This window comes from Kitasatospora sp. NPDC058444 (genome assembly GCF_042721415.1).
Taxonomy (GTDB): Bacteria; Actinomycetota; Actinomycetes; order Streptomycetales; family Streptomycetaceae; genus Kitasatospora.
Map to the genome: position 1 here is coordinate 58,780 of NZ_JBHXLL010000009.1, position 15,897 is coordinate 74,676.

A 15,897-nucleotide genomic window follows, 5' to 3' on the forward strand; every position below is an offset into this window, starting at 1 on the left:
TGACTGCAAGGCAGTTGATGTGACACCGTAGGGCCTGGGGAGGCTGGCGTCCACGCTCAGGGCGCGAACCTGCGCCCGCACAACCACCCGCACAACCGCACTCACGATCATCGCGGAGATCACCGCGGACGGGGCGCGGTCGCCCTCACGGTGACGGTCGTACGCGTGGTGTTGACGGCGCGCGTGGAGCGGGTGGGGTGGGCGCGCTGCGGGGTCGGGGCCGGGTGGGCACATCGACCGCGCCCCGGCGGCCTGAACGGGACCGGCCGGGGCGGGATGGCGGGTGGGGCGGCCGCCGGTCAGGAGGTCGGCCGGGCCTCCGTGGGGGTGATCCGGTCGGCGGCGGTGCCCCGTTCGACCTGGGTGGGGAAGGCTTCGACGGCCCGCCGCCGGGCCGCCTGCGCCGCTGCGGCAGCCGCGGCCGCCGCAGCAGCAGCGGCAGCCCCGGCGGCGGCCTCCTCGCACTCACGCCGGTGCGCCGCGCCCGAGGCGTGCGTACCCGAGGTGTGCGTACCGGAGGCGTGCGTACCCGCCGAGAGCGTGCCCGAGGCGTGCGTACCCGCCGAGAGCGTGCCCGGGGTGTGCCCGCCGCCCGTGAGGGCTCCGGGGGCGTGCCCCCCGGCGGGCCGTCCCGCGGCTCGTCGTCGGCGGCCGAGCGCGGCCCGGGCGGCGTGTTCCTCGGCGGCCTGTCTAGCGGCCAGGTAGGCCTGTACGGCGGCCATGCCGTAGACGGGCTGGATGAGCTGGTGGCCCTTGAAGAAGGGTCTGGCCGGGGCGAACCCGGCGGCGACCACGAGGTCGCGGATCTCTGCTATCTCGGCCTCACTGCGGGCGGTGAAGCGGACCTCCCAGCCCTTCTTGTACGTATGCCCCTTCTCGCCGCTGCGGCGGGCGGGGTCCGGGCGGCGGACGTATCCGGGCAGACGGCCGAGGCGGAGCTGGGCCGCGCGGAGGCCGGCGGTCTCGTCACGTGACATGACGTAAGCCTAGGCAATCCCCGGGGCGGGATTGACGCCTTGGGGGTCCCTCGCCGTATGCCTTTGATCACTCTGGGTCAGGCGACCAGGTCGGCGATCGTTTTCGATCACATATGACAACCTGATGAGCGTCAATTACTCCAAATGAGTGAGGGTATGAGGACTTTAGTGCGAGCTGGTCCCGGTTTCGCGACGGTTGAGTAACAGTGCGTCAGGGTCCCGGTCGCGGGTCCGGACGGGCGGGGATGGTGTCGGCATGAGCTACCGGATTCCGTCGCCGCCGCCGTCCCTGGAGGAGCTGGCGAAGCGTCAACAGAACGTCGTCACCGCGAGCCAGCTGCGCGCCCGGGGCGTGCCGGCCCGGATCATCACCGAGCACTGCCGTCGGGGCGGCCCCTGGCGGCGGATGCTGCCCAGGGTCTACCTGCTGCAGGCCGCCGAGCCCACCCCCGAGCAGCGGATGTGGGCCGCGCTGCTGTACGCCGCGCAGAACGGCCGCGAGGAGGGGCGCCGGGAGGGTGCGGTGATCACCGGTACGGCCGCGCTGGCGCTGTACGGATTCACCGTCGTGCCCCGGCTGCCTGCGGTGACGGGGGTGGACGTCCTGGTGCCCCGGCAGCGCCGGCTGAAGGACGTCGGTGAGGTCCGGATCCGGCGCACCGAACGGGAGTTGGTGGCCCGATCGGTGCACGGGCTGGCCTGCGCGCCGGTGGCCCGGGCGGTCGCCGACGCGCTGGTCGAGTGGACGGCGGCGGGGCCGTCCGGCGGTCCGGCTCCGGTGCGCGAGGTGCTGAGGGAGGCCGTCGCCCTGCCCGGGAACCGCTGCACAGTACGGGAGTTGGTGGTCGAGCTGACCGACTCCGGGTTGACCTGCGAGCCCCGGGTGCGCGCCGCGCTGGACGAACTGATCGCGGCCGAGCGGGACTTGGTGCTGGAGCAGGTGGGGCAACTGGTGGACGAGCGGCTGCTCCCTGCGCCGCTGAGCGCCCCCGAGCTGCGGATGCGCGGCGGCACGTACATCGCCGTCCCGGACCTCTACTGGCCGGAGCGGGGCGTCGCGGTGGAGGTGGACTCGGAGCTGCGCTGCGTGAGCGAGGGCGAGGCCGCCTGGGTGCGCGGCGGCCAGCACCGGATGGAGTACCTGGGGATCCGCGTGGTGTACGTCTGCGGGGCCCGGCTGGCCGCCGACCCGGACGTGGTCGGCGGCGAACTGCGGGAGGCGTACCGGACGGGCGGGACGGACGTGGTGGAGCTGCTGGTGGTCTGATCGGCCCCGCGAGCCCGCACCGAGCCCATCCCGAGCTCGCACCGAGCGCCCTCCGAGCACCCCCCCCGCAAGCGCGGCCCCGCGACCGCGGAGCCGCACCCGAGGCCCCGGAACCCGCTACGAACGGACCACCGGTGTGCCGACCAGCTCGACCCCGGCCGCCCGCAGCTCCGCCAGCGCGGCGGCGGTGGTCTCCGCGCCGACCCCGGCGGTGAGGTCCAGCAGCACGCGGGTGGTGAAGCCCGCCCGGGCCGCGTCCAGCGCGGTCGCCCGGACGCAGTGGTCGGTGGCGATGCCGACCACGTCGACCTGGTCGACCTGCCGTTCGCGCAGCCACCCCACCGGGCCGCGGTTGTTCTCGTCCAGTCCCTCGAAGCCGCTGTACGCCGCCGAGTGGGCGCCCTTGTCGAAGACCGCCTCGATCGCGCCGGAGATGACGGCGGGTGCGAAGTTGGGGTGGAAGCCCACGCCCTCGGTGCCGGCCACGCAGTGCGGCGGCCAGCTGTCGACGTAGTCCGGCTCGGCGGAGAAGTGGCCGCCCGGGTCGATGTGGTGGTCGCGGGTGGCGAGGATGTGCTGGTAGCCGGGGGAGGACTCGGCGATCAGGTCGGTGATGGCGGCGGCCACCTCGGCGCCGCCGGCGACGGCCAGGCTGCCGCCCTCGCAGAAGTCGTTCTGCACGTCGACGACGATCAGTGCCCGGTGCATGGCTCGCATCCTCGGATCTCGGGGGCCCGCGGGAGGCGGCGCCCCGGTGGGGGAGCCCTCGGGAGTACGCGGCCCGGCCGCGCCGGGCGCGGGGGTACTCGGGGAGCTCCGGGGGAACTCGGGGAACTCTACGGCTGACTCTAGGGAGTGACGCGCGGGGGCGGAAGTCCCCGGGCCGGTCCGGTGGCCCGGCCCCGGCTCAGGCCAAGGCCCGGCTCAGGCCAGGGCCTCGGCTCCGGCCCCGGGCTTCCGTCAGTGGCCCGGCCCGGTCGGCAGGACCAGTTCGGTCGGCAGCACCGGGTCCCCCTTGGACAGCTGGGTGGCCGACAGCGGCAGCGCGGCGCGGGCGCGCACGTGCCGGTCGCGGGCGGCGCTGAGCGGCTCCCGGCCGACGGTCTCGCCGTTCAGCACCAGCGGCACCTGTGTCAGGTGCGGCCGCAGGTCGTCCGGGACGGGTCCGGTGCCGACCACCTCGGCCTCGGCGACCCCGTCGGCGTCGGGCCGGCGGGCCGCCCACTTGCGGCCGCCGATGCTGGTCTTGCCGCCGGCCGCGCGCTTGGCCACCGGCACCAGCGGCCCGCCCTCGGTCTCGGCCCGGGCGACCAGCTTGTAGACCATCGCGCAGGTCGGGTGGCCGCTGCCGGTGACCAGGCTGGTGCCGACGCCGTAGCCGTCCACCGGCGCGGCGGCCAGGGCGGCGATCGCGTACTCGTCGAGGTCCGAGGTGACGATGATCCTGGTCCGGTCGGCGCCGAGTTCGTCCAGCTGGCGGCGGACCCGGTGGGCCAGCAGGGTGAGGTCGCCGGAGTCGATCCGGACGGCGCCCAGTTCGGGGCCGGCCACCTCGACCGCGGTGCGCACGGCCTCGCGCAGGTCGAAGGTGTCGACCAGCAGCGTGGTGCCCTTGCCCATGGAGGCGATCTGCGCCGTGAAGGCGTCCCGTTCGCTGTCGTGCACCAGGGTGAAGGCGTGGGCGGCGGTGCCGGTGGTCGGGATGCCGTGGGTGAAGCCGGCCTCCAGGTCGGAGGTGGCGGCGAAGCCGGCCACGTAGGCCGCGCGGGCGGCGGCGACGGCGGCCTGCTCGTGGGCCCGGCGGGCTCCCATCTCGATCACCGGGCGGCCGCCGGCGGCGGCGGTCATCCGGGAGGCGGCGGCCGCGATGGCCGAGTCGTAGTTGAGGATCGAGAGGATCACCGTCTCCAGGATCACGGCCTCGGCGAAGCTGCCCTCGACGGTGAGCAGCGGCGAGCCGGGGAAGTAGACCTCGCCCTCGGGGTAGCCGTGGATGTCGCCGCGGAAGCGGTAGTCGGCGAGGAAGCGCAGGGTGTCCTCGTCGACCACGTCCTGGTCGGCCAGCCAGTCCAGCTGGGGGGTGGTGAAGCGGAAGTTCTCGACGGCGTCCAGCACCCGGCCGGTGCCGGCCAGGACGCCGTAGCGGCGGCCGCCGGGCAGGCGGCGGGTGAACACCTCGAAGACGGAGCGGCGGTGCGCGGCCCCGCTGCGCAGGGCGGCCTGCAGCATGGTGAGCTCGTAGCGGTCGGTGAGCAGCGCGGTCGAGCAGGCCGCGCGCACTGAAGTGGCGTCCATGCGGATGATGCTACTACCACTTAGCGTCAGAGTGACGATTTCTCGTGGAGCGTGCCGGGCCGGAATCGCCCGGGTGTCCCCCGGATGGCAGCATGGGGCGTGAAAGGGATACGGACGACTGTGCAGCGAGGAGGACCCGGCGTGAGCGTCGCGCCCGTGGAGATCGAGCGCCCGGAGGTCGAAGGGGTGCCGGTGACCGAGCCGGACACGCCCTGGGTGACCATCGTGCACAACGACCCGGTCAATCTGATGAGCTACGTCCAGCACGTCTTCCAGGCCTACTTCGGCTACCCGAAGGACAAGGCCCGGAAGCTGATGATGGACGTCCACACCAAGGGTCGGGCGGTGGTCTCCAGCGGCTCCCGCGAGGAGATGGAGCGCGACGTCCAGGCGATGCACGGCTACGGCCTCTGGGCGACGCTGCAGCACGACTGACCCCGGCCCGACCGGCGCCGGCAGGGCGGGCGCCGACGGGAAGGGCGCCGGCGCGACCGGCGCACAGGCGGTCGGCAACCGGTCGGCCCGATGGGCGCCGGACCGCCGGCCGTAGACCGAAGACGACGAAGACGGGCTGACCGATACAGATGGCTGGGTTGTTCGAGAGCACCGGCGGTGGCGGCGCGGCGATCGCGCTGGACGAGTGGGAGGCCTCCATCCTGCGCTCGCTGGAAGTGCAGTTGCTGGAGCTGATCGGCCCCGGCCCGGGCGGGGAGGGCGACGACCCCCTGGCCGCGCTGTTCGCGGAGGGCCCGACCGAGGCTCCCGCCGACCCGGTGCTGGCCCGGTTCTTCCCGGACGCCTACGGCGACCCGGAGAAGCCGGAGGACGAGGAGGCCAAGGTCGCGTCCGGCGAGTTCCGCCGCTTCACCGAGCTGGACCTGCGGGCCCGCAAGCGGGACGACGCGCTGTTCGTGGTCCGGGCGCTGGACGCCCTCGGCGACGGCGGGGTGCTCAAGCTGGCGGTGTCCGACTGCCAGCGCTGGCTGGGCGCGCTGAACGACCTGCGGCTGGCCGTCGGTGTCCGGCTGGAGGTCACCGAGGACGACGAGGACGGCCTCTACGAGCTGCCGGACGGTGACGAGCGCAAGCCGCTGGTGATGGCGTACCTGTGGCTGGGTGCTCTGCAGGAGTCGCTGCTGGAGGCCATGGCGGACTGATCCCGCGTTCGAATCCTGCCCGCTTCCGGGCAAGCCCCGGCCGTTTCGTCCAGAATGTGGACGATTGGCCGGGGCATTTCTTATGAAAATCGGGCAAACCATACCAGGCCATGCTCAAATAACGCTCAGATGGACACCGCTGTCCGAACTTCGCGTGGTACGACTTCTCCACCCCCGAGACCGACCAGGACGGTGCACATTGGCCGAGAAGTTGTACGACGAAAGGGTCGACAGCACACCGGATGCGGAGGGCTACGAGCGCGGGCTCGGCAGCCGCCAGATCCAGATGATCGCGATCGGCGGGGCGATCGGCACCGGCCTGTTCCTCGGCGCCGGCACCGCCATCTCCCGCTCCGGCCCGAGCCTGATCCTCTCCTACGCCGTCGCCGGCCTGGTGATCTTCGTGATCATGCGGGCGCTCGGCGAACTGCTCACCTACCGCCCGGTGTCCGGCAGCTTCGCCGAGTACGCCCGGGAGTTCCTCGGCCCCTTCGCCGGCTACGTGACCGGCTGGACGTACTGGCTGTTCTGGGTCGTCACCGGCATGGCGGAGACCACCGCCGCCGCCGTCTACGTGCGGTTCTGGGCGCCCGACATACCGCAGTGGGTCAGCGCGCTGACCTTCCTGGTCCTGCTCTACGCGGCCAACCTGATCTCCGTGAAGCTGTTCGGCGAGATCGAGTTCTGGTTCTCCATGGTCAAGGTCACCGCCATCATCGGCATGATCCTGATCGGCGTCGGGGTGCTGACCCTCGGTTTCAGCAAGGCCGGTGACACCGCGTCACTCGGCCACCTCTGGCAGGACGGCGGCTTCTTCCCGCAGGGCATCGGCTCCACCGTGATGACCCTTCAGATCGTCATGTTCGCCTACCTCGGCGTCGAACTCGTCGGCGTCACCGCGGGCGAGAGCGAGAACCCCGAGAAGACCCTGCCGCGCGCCATCAACACGCTGCCCTGGCGGATCATGCTGTTCTACATCGGCGCCCTGGTGGTCATCCTCTCGCTCGTGCCGTGGACCGAATTCCGGCCCGGCGTCAGCCCGTTCGTCGCCGCCTTCGGCAAGATCGGCATCCCGGCGGCGGCCGGCATCATCAACTTCGTGGTGCTCACCGCGGCGCTCTCCTCCTGCAACTCCGGGATGTACTCCACCGGCCGCATGCTGCGCGACCTCGCGCTGCGCGGCCAGGCCCCGGGACGGCTCACCAGGCTCAACTCCCGCCGCACCCCGGCCTTCGCGATCACCGTCTCCTGCCTGCTGATGGGCGTCGGCGTGGTGCTCAACGGCGTCGTCCCGGCCCGGGCGTTCGAGTACATCACCTCGGTCGCCACGGTCTGCGGCCTGTGGACCTGGGCGATGATCCTGATCTCCCAGATCCGCTACCGCCGGGCCTGGCGGGCCGGCCACCTGCCGCCGCCCACCTTCAAGGCGCCCGGTGGCGCCTGGGTCAGCGGCGCCGCGCTCGCCTTCCTCGCGGTGGTCGTGGTGCTGATCGGCCTGGACCGGGACAACCGGATCTCGCTGTTCGTCTTCCCGGTCTGGGCCCTGGTGCTGGTGGTCGGCTACCGGGTGCTCAGGAGCCGCGACCCGCAGGCCGTCCACGGCGCCACCCCGGACCCGCTGCCCGCCGGCGACGGGAACGTGGACGCCCGCTGACCGGACCCGGACGCCCACCGGCCGGACGTGGACACCCACCGGCCGGACCCGGACGCCCACCGCTCGGACAGGGGCCCGGACGCCCGCCGGCCGGACGTGGACACCCACCGACCGCGCCTCGGACGCCCCGGCGGACACCCGCCGGGGCGTGGCTATCCTGGCCCGCATGCTGACCATCACCCGAGAACTCCGCGACCGGATCGTGGCCCACGCCCGCGCCGACCACCCGGACGAGGCCTGCGGCGTGGTCGCCGGACCGGCCGGCAGCGGCCGGCCCGAGCGGTTCGTCCCGATGCTCAACGCCGCCCGCTCGCCCACCTTCTACGAGTTCGACTCGGGCGACCTGCTCAAGCTCTACCGCGAGATGGACGACCGGGACGAGGAGCCGGTGATCGTCTACCACTCGCACACCGCCACCGAGGCCTACCCCTCGCGCACCGACGTGAGCTACGCCTCCGAGCCGTTCGCCCACTACGTCCTGGTCTCCACCGCCGAAGGCGACGGGGAGGACGACCCGTACCAGTTCCGCTCGTTCCGCATCGTGGACGGCGAGATCACAGAGGAAGACGTGCAGGTCGTCGAGGCCTACCCGGCCTGACCGGCACTCCCGCGGACGCGGCCCGCCGCCCCCTCCCGAAGGGGCGGCGGGCCGCCGCCGTCTCAGCCCTGGGAACGGGAGCATCCGGATCCCGAGACGACCATGTCCGAGCGGGCCCGGGAATCTATACGATGAGGCCATGCGTTCCGTCGATGTGAGCACTCAGGCCCCGGGCACCCGCCTCGTGGCGCGCCTGCACATCGACCTGTGCCGGCACGCCGGTGCGATCTGTCCCGGCACGCCCGCGCGCTCGCGCTGAGAGCCGCTTCACCACCTCACCCGGGCCGCCGCCCGCCGCTGACCGGCGACGCCGAGCCCCGGGCGCCCGCCCCGCCGCGTCCGCCGCGGCCCACTCACTCCACGACCCGCACAGGAGCGCACTCATGGCCATCGAGGTCCGCATCCCGACCATCCTCCGCACCTACACCGACGGCGCCAAGGCCGTCGAGGGCAACGGCAGCAACCTCGGGGAACTCTTCACCGACCTCGACGCCCGTCACCCGGGCATCGCCGCCCGCCTGGTCGAGGGCGGCGAGCTGCGCCGCTTCGTGAACGTCTACCTGAACGACGAGGACGTCCGCTTCCTGGAGGGCATCTCCACCGCCCTCGCCGACGGTGACAGCGTCACCATCCTGCCCGCCGTGGCCGGCGGCGCCCACTGATCTCCCGGTCCCCCGGCCCACCGCGGCCGGGGGACCGCCCCTCCACCCTCACCGCCTTGGCCGGAGGCCTCCCTTGCGTTACGACAGTCCGCTCGAAGCCGTCGGCAACACCCCGCTGGTCCGCCTGCCGCGGCTGTCCGCCGCCGTACCCGGCAACGCCGACGGCCTGGTGAGCCTCTGGGCCAAGCTGGAGGACCGCAACCCCACCGGCTCGATCAAGGACCGCCCGGCCCTGCACATGATCGAGCGCGCCGAGGCCGACGGCCGGCTCACCCCCGGCTGCACCATCCTGGAGCCCACCAGCGGCAACACCGGCATCTCGCTGGCCATGGCCGCCAAGCTCAAGGGCTACCGGATGGTCTGCGTGATGCCCGAGAACACCAGCGAGGAGCGGCGCGAGCTGCTGCGCATGTGGGGCGCCGAGATCATCTCCTCCCCGGCCGCCGGCGGCTCCAACACCGCCGTCCGGATCGCCAAGGAGACCGCCGCCGAACACCCCGACTGGGTGATGCTCTACCAGTACGGCAACCCCGACAACGCGGGCGCCCACTACACCGGCACCGGCCCCGAGATCCTCGCCGACCTGCCCACCGTCACCCACTTCGTGGCCGGCCTCGGCACCACCGGCACCCTGATGGGCGTCGGCCGCTACCTGCGCGAGAAGGTCCCCGGCGTGAGGATCGTCGCCGCCGAACCGCGCTACGACGACCTGGTGTACGGGCTGCGCAACCTGGACGAGGGCTTCGTCCCCGAGCTGTACGACGCCGAGGTGCTCACCACCCGCTTCTCGGTCGGCTCCGCGGACGCCGTCCGCCGCACCCGCGAACTCCTCCAGCAGGAGGGCATCTTCGCGGGCGTCTCGACCGGCGCCATCCTGCACGCGGCGATCGGCGTCGGGCGCAAGGCGGCCGCCGCGGGGGAGCGCGCGGACATCGTCTTCGTGGTCGCCGACGGCGGCTGGAAGTACCTGTCCACCGGCATCTACACCGCCGAGTCCACCGAGGCCGCGGTCGAGGCGCTGCAGGGCCAGCTCTGGGCGTAGCCCCGGCCGGCTAGCGGCCCTCCAGCACCTTCCGGGTACGGGCCCAGAGCTGCGGGTCCACCGCGCCGACCCGGCGGCGGAAGGCCGACAGCGGGACCTCGCGCAGTTCGTCGGTCTCCAGCCAGCCGGCCCGGCCGTCCCGGTCGCCCACCGTGCCGGGCGGGAGCGGCAGCACGCCCGGGCGCCCGGCGTGGTGCCTGCTGGTGATCTTCGCGACGGTGGCGGTCCGGCCGTGCACCCGCAGCACCAGGCAGGGGCGGTCCTTGGAGCCGGGCCCGTCCTCGAACGGCACCTGCGCCCACCAGATCTCCCGCGGCTCCGGGTGGGCCCCCGTCCGCGGCCGCGGGCCGGTCGGACCGGCCGGGCGCGGGGCCGGACGGGTGCGCCGCACCAGGGCCGCCGCGGCGGCGGCCAGCAGCGCGACGCCCAGCAGCGCCAGGACGAGCCAGGTGGCGGTCATGCCGTTCATGCGGCGAACCGTACCGGTCGAGGGTGAACGCGACCACCGTGCGGGCCGTGACGGCCGGGCATTTGTCCGCGCATTGCTCCCGGTTCGTCACGGAACCGCCACGATGCCCGTTATCGGCCCGGGGCCCCGGCCGGCCCGGCAAGGCTGCGTCACGAACGTCCGCCCCCGTCGCCCCGGAGGTGCCCCCGTGACCCGTGGCCCCGAGCTGTGGTCCTACGCCGAGATCGCCCGCCACATCAACGTCCGGCCCACGACCGTCCGCAGTTACCGCCGGCACCGGCTGCTGCCCGATCCGGACGTGATCGACGGCAGCGGCCACCCGCGGTGGTACCCGTTCACCATCCGCACCTGGGCCCGCAACCGGCCCCGGCGCCGCTGATCCCCGGCCCGTCAACCACGCCCGCTCCCGTCCCGGGCGTTCTGGTGATTCCGCCCACAGCCCGGCACGGGGACGGGGGCAAAGTGCCGCTCCGCCCTTACCCTCGACACACCAACGCAGTGCTACCGGCCGGTTCGCCGGGCCCGGCCTGCCGTTTTCCATGCCGTTTTCCACGCTGTTCCGGTGGAGGGCGGCGATGCCGTTTTCCAGCAGCAGCCAGGATGTGTCGGGGCGGAGGGGCTCGGATGAAACTGACCGTGGTGGGGTGCTCGGGGAGCTTCCCGGCCGCCGACTCGCCCTGCTCCAGCTACCTGGTCGAGGCCGAGGGCTACCGCGTCGTCCTCGACCTCGGCAACGGTGCCCTCGGCGCCCTCCAGAAGTACACCGGCCTCTACGACGTCGACGCCGTCCTGCTCAGCCACCTGCACGCCGACCACTGCGTCGACCTGTGCGCCTACTGGGTGGCCCGCAACTACCGCGCCGAGGGCTGCCCCGAACTGCTGCCCGTGTACGGCCCGGCCGGCACCGCCGAGCGGCTCGCCCGCGCCTACGACATGCCGGAGAACCCCGGGATGAAGGAGGTGTTCGAGTTCCGCACGCTCACCCCCGGCAGCTTCGAGCTCGGCCCGTTCCGGATCGGCGTCGCCCAGGTCAACCACCCCGTCGACGCCTTCGCCTTCCGGCTGGAGCACGACGGCCGCTCGCTGGTCTACAGCGGGGACACCGGGGAGAGCGCCGAACTCGTCGAACTCGCCCGCGACGCCGACCTCTTCCTCTGCGAGGCCGCGTACATCGACGGCCGCGACACCTACCAGGCCGTCCACCTCAACGGCCGCGAGGCGGGCGAGCACGCCGCCGCGGCCGGCGCCCGCCGGCTCGTCCTCACCCACATCCCCCCGTGGACCGACGCCGAGCACAACCGGCGGGACGCCGCGGCCGCCTACCCGGGGCCGGTCGAGGTCGCCCGGGCCGGTGCGGTGTACGAGATCTGAGCGGCTCGGCGGGGTTCCGCGGGACCGGTGAGGACCGCGGGAAAAAAGTTCCGGGACGACCTGCAACCTCGCCGCCCCTCGGACGTCTTGGAAGGTGAGCGGCGGGAGACACCGCCGCAACGGCCGGCCCGTCGGGCGCGGCCGCGATCACACCAGTCACCAGGCTTGCTTCGTGCTGCCCGGATCCGGCCGTGCCGGTCCGGAGCGGAAATCCAGGGGGGATTCCCATGCGCAAGATCAACCGCGCCCTGAACCGGGCCCGCCGGCTCGTCCCGGCGGTCGCGCTGACCGCCGCACTGGTCGGCGGCGGCGCCGTGGCCGCGACCCCGGCCTTCGCCACCGCCGGGCCGTTCAGCCTCACCGTGAACGCTCCGGCCGTCATCGGGGGTGCGGGTGGGCCGGTCGAGTTCACCGAGCACATCGGCAACCCGGGGGACCAGGGCTCCGCCGTCCTGCTGGAGTTCTCGATCGAGACCAGTCTCGGGACCCCGGAGCACGCGCTGAGCCTGGAGTACTACGACGACTCGCTCGGTGCGTGGCGGTCGGTGGACCTGGAGGAGCGCCCGGGGGCGGACACGATGGTCTACCGGGGCGTCACCGGGAAGCTCCTCGCCCTGGCGGGAGGCTCGGACATCAAGCTGCGCCTCGGCGCTCCCATGGGCACGCCCCACCACGGGGCCACCAACGGTGGTGTCGGTCCGAACCTCACCTTCCGTACCACCGTCCGCGGTTGGGGGCAGGACTCCCCGATCGAGCCGCCGCTCGACGACACCCACGTGATCAAGGTCGACGCGATCCACAACGGCGTGACCGGGGTCCCGGCCACCGCCGTCGCGGGCGGGGAGCCGATCGAGTTCGACGCGGTGCTCAGCAACCCGACCCCCTCGGCCTACACCAACCTCGGCAACGTGCTGTTCACCGACCGGAACGCCAAGGTCGAGGTCCGCGGCGCCGACGGCGGCTGGACCGCCGTGCCGGCCGTCACCGCCACGGCGGAGGATCCGGCCGGCCACTACCTGGACGGTCGCAACTCCTCGGCCGCTCCCGGGAGTTCGCAGACCAAGCGGGTCCGGGTCAGCTACCCGGCCGACACCCCGCCGGGCACGACCCAGGTGAACCCCTGCGTGTTCGTCAACGAGCGTGACGGCACGCCCTTCCTGGGCACCACCATGTGCTCGCCCGGCGCCACCGTCCGGGTCGTCGCCGCGGACCCGAAGCCCACCACCACGCCGACCCCGACCAGCACTCCGACCGGTACCCCGACCGGTACCCCGACCGGCACCCCGGACGCGACCGGGACCCCGACCCCGCCGTCCGGCTCGAAGCCGCAGCAGGGCGGCGACACCCCGGCCGCCCAGCCGGCCGGCGACGTCACGAAGGCGCCGGCCGCCCCCACCCCGCCCGCGGACCGCGCCCCGGCGGCCGGTGCCCGGTCGGTGGGCGGGCAGTTGGCCTCCACCGGTGCGGACGGCGACCGGACCGGCCTGATCGCGGGCGCCGGCGCGCTGCTGGTCGCCGCCGGTGCCGGGACCTTCGTGCTGGCCCGCCGTCGCCGCCGCACCCACTGACGTCCGCCGTGCGCCGTGCGCGGTCCGGCCGGGACGCCCCGGGCGGGCCGCGCACGGCCATGCGACGGCCGTCGGCGGTACCGGTGGCGGGGACTGGCACCGGCCCCCGTCACCGGCACCGGTCGTGGCCGTCCGCGGGCCTCCCGCGGACGGCGGCCCGAGGGACGCCGGTGCGGCGGGGCGTCAGCGCCGCCCGGGCACCGGCAGTCCGAGGTGGTGCCGCAGCGTGGGGCCGGTGTAGTCGGTGCGGAACACCCCGCGCTCCTGGAGCAGCGGCACCACCCGGTCGACGAACTCGTCCAGGCCGCCCGGGGTGACGTGCGGGATGAGGATGAAGCCGTCGGCCGCGTCGTTCTGCACGAAGTGGTCGATCCGCGCGGCGACGGTGGCGGGCGAGCCGATGAACGACTGCCGGCCGGTCAGCTCGATCACCAGCTCGCGGCTGGTCAGCTTCTTCTCCGCGGCCACGGCCCGCCACCGTTCGGCGACGGCCACCGGGTCGGTGTGCCGGACCCTGCCCTGGACCAGGTCGCTGTCGGGGTCGGGGTCGACGGCCGGCAGCGGTCCGTCCGGGTCGTGGTCGGACAGGTCGATGCCCCAGAGCTGCTCCAGGAAGGTGATCGCGGTCTGCGCGCTGACCTGGGCCCGGCGGATCTCGTGGGCCCGTTCGGCCGCCTCGGCGTCGGTGTCGCCGAGGGCGAAGGTGGCCGCGGGCATGATCTTCAGCTCGTCCGGCTTGCGCCCGTACGCGGCGAGCCGGCGCTTGACGTCGGCGTGGAAGGCCTGGCCGTCGGCGAGGGTGGAGTGCCGGGAGAAGACCACGTCGGCGGTGGCGGCGGCGAACTCGCGCCCCTCGTCGGAGTCCCCGGCCTGGATCACCACCGGGTGGCCCTGCGGCGGCCGCGGCAGCGAGAGCCGGCCCTCGACCTCGAACTGCGGGCCGGAGTGCCGGACGGGTTCCTCCCCGGCGTCCCAGAACTCCCGTGCCAGCTGGACGGATTCGGCGGCGCGGGTGTAGCGGTCGGCTCGGTCCAGGTAGCCGCCGCGGCGGAAGTTCTCCCCGGTGAAGGCGTCCGAGGAGGTGACCACGTTCCAGGCCGCGCGGCCGCCGGAGAGGTGGTCCAACGAGGCGAAGCGGCGGGCCAGTTCGTACGGCTCGTTGAAGGTCGCGTTGACGGTGGCGGCCAGGCCGACCCGTTCGGTGACGGCGGCCAGCGCGTTGAGCACGGTGATCGACTCGGGGCGGCCGACCACGTCCAGGTCGTGGATGCGGCCCTTGGACTCGCGCAGTCGCAGGCCCTCGGCGAGGAAGAAGAAGTCGAACTTCCCGCGTTCGGCGGTCTGCGCGAGGTGGCGGAAGGAGGAGAACTCGATGTGGCTGCCGGAGGCCGGGTCGCTCCACACCGTGGTGTTGTTGACGCCGGGGAAGTGCGCGGCCAGGTGGATCTGCTTGAGCGGTCGGTCCGTCATCGGGTCACCTCGGCGAGGGCGGGGGAAGCGGCGGGGGAAGCGGCGGGGGTAGCGGTGGGGGCGGTGGCGTCGGCGGGGCGGGCGGCGTAGCGGCTGGCCGGGCGGGCCAGGCCGAGGTGGTCGCGCAGGGTGCGGCCGGTGTACTCGGCGCGCAGCAGGCCCGCGGCGCGCAGGGCGGGGGTGATGCGGTCGGCCAGCGCGGCCAGGTCGCGGGCCGGGTCGGCGGGGGAGAGGTGGAACCCGTCGACGCCGGTGCCGGGCGCGGTGAGCTCGGCGAGCAGCCGCTCGTCGGCGGCCCGGTCGGGCAGGGCGGACAGGGCGGTGTCGAGCCGGGCGAGGATGCGCGGGCCCTCGCCGGCCCGCAGCCGCAGTTCGGTGGCGGCCGTCAGCCGGGTGGCGCGGTCGGGGGCGTCGAGCAGCACGACGTCGGCGTGCCGGATCGCGGCGGCGACCCGGGCCCGCCCGCCCGGGGAGGCGTCCGGCGCGAGGTCGGCGGCGGTGACCGGCACCACGACCACCGGGCGGCCCTGCGGCGGGCGCGGGGTGATGGACGGGCCGCGGACCGAGAAGTGCGGGCCCTCGAAGTCGATGTAGTGCAGTTTGTCGCGGTCGACGAACCGCCCGGTGGCGGTGTCGCGGATCTCCGCGTCGTCCTCCCAGCTGTCCCAGAGCCGGGCGGCCACCTCGACGGCGTCGGCGGCCTCGGCCCACAGCTCGTCCTCGGGGGCGACCGGGCGGCGGCCGAAGGCCCGCGCCTCGGCCTCGGTCGTGGAGACGCCGACCAGCCAGCCGGCCCGGCCCTCGCTCGCCCAGTCCAGGGTGTTGACCGAGATCGAGGTGTGGAACGGCTCGGTGTGGGTGGTGGTGACGGTCGGCACCAGCCCGACCCGGCCGGTCAGCGGGGCGATCCGGGCGAGGGCGGCGAGCGCGTCGGGGCGACTGGGTGCGGCGGCGAAGGAGTCGTCGAGGGTGACGAAGTCCAGGGTGGCCCGCTCGGCGAGACGGGCGAGGTAGGCGTAGTGCCCGGCGTCGAAGCGGCCGGGGCTGTCGAGGGCGGCGGACAGGTGCAACTGGCGGGGCATGGTGAGCCTGGCTTCCTCGTGCGGACGCGAGCGGGCGCCGGCGCGGCCGTGCGGTGGGCACGGGTGCGCGGGGGCACGCCGGAGCGCGGTGGCGGCCCGCGGGCGGAGCCCGTACGGGCGGGGGAGGGAAGGACCGGCGCCGGGCGGGACGTCAGCCGGGCGGCGGCGGGGGAACGGTCAGCTCAGCCGCGACACGCCGCGGACCACACGCGACCGAAGTCGATGTGGCTGCGGGTGACCAGCGGGCACGAGGCGTTCACCGCTTCAGTTGACCAGGGCGTCCGT

17 protein-coding genes are annotated in these 15,897 nt (G+C 73.9%); 11 read left to right on the forward strand and 6 right to left on the reverse strand.

Annotated elements, in window-relative coordinates; translation table 11 throughout:
• Positions 1 to 299 precede the first annotated feature (299 nt).
• Positions 300 to 977, reverse strand: a complete 678-nt coding sequence (locus ACFWP2_RS12920; RefSeq protein ID WP_380450424.1) for a hypothetical protein — start codon at positions 975 to 977, stop codon at positions 300 to 302.
• Positions 978 to 1,233: 256 nt separating this feature from the next.
• On the opposite strand from ACFWP2_RS12920, the gene ACFWP2_RS12925 reads away from it, so the two are divergent.
• Entirely contained in the window at positions 1,234 to 2,244 is a 1,011-nt protein-coding gene (locus ACFWP2_RS12925; RefSeq protein ID WP_380450425.1) for a hypothetical protein, read from the forward strand.
• Positions 2,245 to 2,361: 117 nt separating this feature from the next.
• Here ACFWP2_RS12925 and ACFWP2_RS12930 read toward each other — a convergent pair whose 3' ends face one another.
• Positions 2,362 to 2,952: an isochorismatase family protein gene (locus ACFWP2_RS12930; protein ID WP_380450426.1), complete on the reverse strand. Its 591-nt coding sequence runs from the start codon at positions 2,950 to 2,952 to the stop codon at positions 2,362 to 2,364.
• Positions 2,953 to 3,204: 252 nt separating this feature from the next.
• Positions 3,205 to 4,539 carry a nicotinate phosphoribosyltransferase gene (locus tag ACFWP2_RS12935; protein ID WP_380450427.1) on the reverse strand — a complete coding sequence of 445 codons (1,335 nt, stop codon included), beginning with the start codon at positions 4,537 to 4,539 and terminating at the stop codon, positions 3,205 to 3,207.
• A 141-nt stretch (positions 4,540 to 4,680) separates the two neighbouring features.
• On the opposite strand from ACFWP2_RS12935, the gene clpS reads away from it, so the two are divergent.
• From clpS to ACFWP2_RS12970, 7 genes are all read left to right on the forward strand, one after another.
• Positions 4,681 to 4,974: an ATP-dependent Clp protease adapter ClpS gene (clpS, locus tag ACFWP2_RS12940; protein ID WP_360345960.1), complete on the forward strand. Its 294-nt coding sequence runs from the start codon at positions 4,681 to 4,683 to the stop codon at positions 4,972 to 4,974.
• A gap of 149 nt (positions 4,975 to 5,123) precedes the next feature.
• On the forward strand, positions 5,124 to 5,696 hold the full coding sequence (locus ACFWP2_RS12945; RefSeq protein WP_380450428.1) for a DUF2017 domain-containing protein: 573 nt from the start codon (positions 5,124 to 5,126) through the stop codon (positions 5,694 to 5,696).
• A gap of 199 nt (positions 5,697 to 5,895) precedes the next feature.
• On the forward strand, positions 5,896 to 7,350 hold the full coding sequence (locus tag ACFWP2_RS12950; RefSeq protein ID WP_380450429.1) for an amino acid permease: 1,455 nt from the start codon (positions 5,896 to 5,898) through the stop codon (positions 7,348 to 7,350).
• A 166-nt stretch (positions 7,351 to 7,516) separates the two neighbouring features.
• The gene (locus ACFWP2_RS12955; RefSeq protein WP_280680035.1) at positions 7,517 to 7,948 is read left to right on the forward strand and encodes a M67 family metallopeptidase; all 432 of its coding nucleotides are present in this window, start codon (positions 7,517 to 7,519) and stop codon (positions 7,946 to 7,948) included.
• 139 nt (positions 7,949 to 8,087) lie between these two features.
• Entirely contained in the window at positions 8,088 to 8,207 is a 120-nt protein-coding gene (locus ACFWP2_RS12960; RefSeq protein WP_310593142.1) for a putative leader peptide, read from the forward strand.
• 124 nt (positions 8,208 to 8,331) lie between these two features.
• Positions 8,332 to 8,610, forward strand: coding sequence for a MoaD/ThiS family protein (locus tag ACFWP2_RS12965; protein WP_380450430.1), 279 nt, complete (start codon positions 8,332 to 8,334; stop codon positions 8,608 to 8,610).
• Between the two features lie 73 nt (positions 8,611 to 8,683).
• A complete protein-coding gene (locus ACFWP2_RS12970) occupies positions 8,684 to 9,652 on the forward strand; it encodes a PLP-dependent cysteine synthase family protein (protein WP_380450431.1) in 969 nt (322 codons plus the stop codon).
• A 10-nt stretch (positions 9,653 to 9,662) separates the two neighbouring features.
• Here the strand turns inward: ACFWP2_RS12970 and ACFWP2_RS12975 are convergent, their stop codons facing one another.
• Positions 9,663 to 10,112, reverse strand: a complete 450-nt coding sequence (locus ACFWP2_RS12975) for a type II toxin-antitoxin system PemK/MazF family toxin (RefSeq protein ID WP_380450556.1) — start codon at positions 10,110 to 10,112, stop codon at positions 9,663 to 9,665.
• Between the two features lie 196 nt (positions 10,113 to 10,308).
• Here ACFWP2_RS12975 and ACFWP2_RS12980 point away from each other — a divergent pair, with 196 nt between their 5' ends.
• The 3 genes from ACFWP2_RS12980 (at position 10,309) to ACFWP2_RS12990 (ending at position 13,060) form a co-directional block, all read left to right on the forward strand.
• Positions 10,309 to 10,500: a MarR family transcriptional regulator gene (locus tag ACFWP2_RS12980; protein ID WP_380450432.1), complete on the forward strand. Its 192-nt coding sequence runs from the start codon at positions 10,309 to 10,311 to the stop codon at positions 10,498 to 10,500.
• Positions 10,501 to 10,745: 245 nt separating this feature from the next.
• Positions 10,746 to 11,492, forward strand: coding sequence for an MBL fold metallo-hydrolase (locus ACFWP2_RS12985; RefSeq protein ID WP_380450433.1), 747 nt, complete (start codon positions 10,746 to 10,748; stop codon positions 11,490 to 11,492).
• 227 nt (positions 11,493 to 11,719) lie between these two features.
• Positions 11,720 to 13,060: an LPXTG cell wall anchor domain-containing protein gene (locus ACFWP2_RS12990; protein ID WP_380450434.1), complete on the forward strand. Its 1,341-nt coding sequence runs from the start codon at positions 11,720 to 11,722 to the stop codon at positions 13,058 to 13,060.
• 183 nt (positions 13,061 to 13,243) lie between these two features.
• On the opposite strand, the gene ACFWP2_RS12995 is transcribed toward ACFWP2_RS12990, so the two are convergent.
• Positions 13,244 to 14,530, reverse strand: coding sequence for an LLM class flavin-dependent oxidoreductase (locus tag ACFWP2_RS12995; protein WP_380450435.1), 1,287 nt, complete (start codon positions 14,528 to 14,530; stop codon positions 13,244 to 13,246).
• Positions 14,527 to 15,612 carry an LLM class flavin-dependent oxidoreductase gene (locus tag ACFWP2_RS13000; protein WP_380450436.1) on the reverse strand — a complete coding sequence of 362 codons (1,086 nt, stop codon included), beginning with the start codon at positions 15,610 to 15,612 and terminating at the stop codon, positions 14,527 to 14,529. The genes ACFWP2_RS12995 and ACFWP2_RS13000 overlap by 4 nt, the downstream gene beginning before the upstream one ends.
• Positions 15,613 to 15,897: the final 285 nt, after the last annotated feature.

Bases quoted from the DNA above. Each gene is read 5' to 3' on its own strand.
- ACFWP2_RS12955 (WP_280680035.1), top strand. From the start codon at position 7,517: ATGCTGACCATCACCCGAGAACTCCGCGACCGGATCGTGGCCCACGCC.
- ACFWP2_RS12975 (WP_380450556.1), bottom strand. From the start codon at position 10,112: ATGACCGCCACCTGGCTCGTCCTGGCGCTGCTGGGCGTCGCGCTGCTG.
- ACFWP2_RS12985 (WP_380450433.1), top strand. From the start codon at position 10,746: ATGAAACTGACCGTGGTGGGGTGCTCGGGGAGCTTCCCGGCCGCCGAC.
- ACFWP2_RS13000 (WP_380450436.1), bottom strand. From the start codon at position 15,612: ATGCCCCGCCAGTTGCACCTGTCCGCCGCCCTCGACAGCCCCGGCCGC.
- ACFWP2_RS12995 (WP_380450435.1), bottom strand. From the start codon at position 14,530: ATGACGGACCGACCGCTCAAGCAGATCCACCTGGCCGCGCACTTCCCC.
- ACFWP2_RS12935 (WP_380450427.1), bottom strand. From the start codon at position 4,539: ATGGACGCCACTTCAGTGCGCGCGGCCTGCTCGACCGCGCTGCTCACC.
- ACFWP2_RS12960 (WP_310593142.1), top strand. From the start codon at position 8,088: ATGCGTTCCGTCGATGTGAGCACTCAGGCCCCGGGCACCCGCCTCGTG.
- ACFWP2_RS12945 (WP_380450428.1), top strand. From the start codon at position 5,124: ATGGCTGGGTTGTTCGAGAGCACCGGCGGTGGCGGCGCGGCGATCGCG.
- ACFWP2_RS12925 (WP_380450425.1), top strand. From the start codon at position 1,234: ATGAGCTACCGGATTCCGTCGCCGCCGCCGTCCCTGGAGGAGCTGGCG.
- ACFWP2_RS12920 (WP_380450424.1), bottom strand. From the start codon at position 977: ATGTCACGTGACGAGACCGCCGGCCTCCGCGCGGCCCAGCTCCGCCTC.
- ACFWP2_RS12930 (WP_380450426.1), bottom strand. From the start codon at position 2,952: ATGCACCGGGCACTGATCGTCGTCGACGTGCAGAACGACTTCTGCGAG.
- ACFWP2_RS12990 (WP_380450434.1), top strand. From the start codon at position 11,720: ATGCGCAAGATCAACCGCGCCCTGAACCGGGCCCGCCGGCTCGTCCCG.
- ACFWP2_RS12965 (WP_380450430.1), top strand. From the start codon at position 8,332: ATGGCCATCGAGGTCCGCATCCCGACCATCCTCCGCACCTACACCGAC.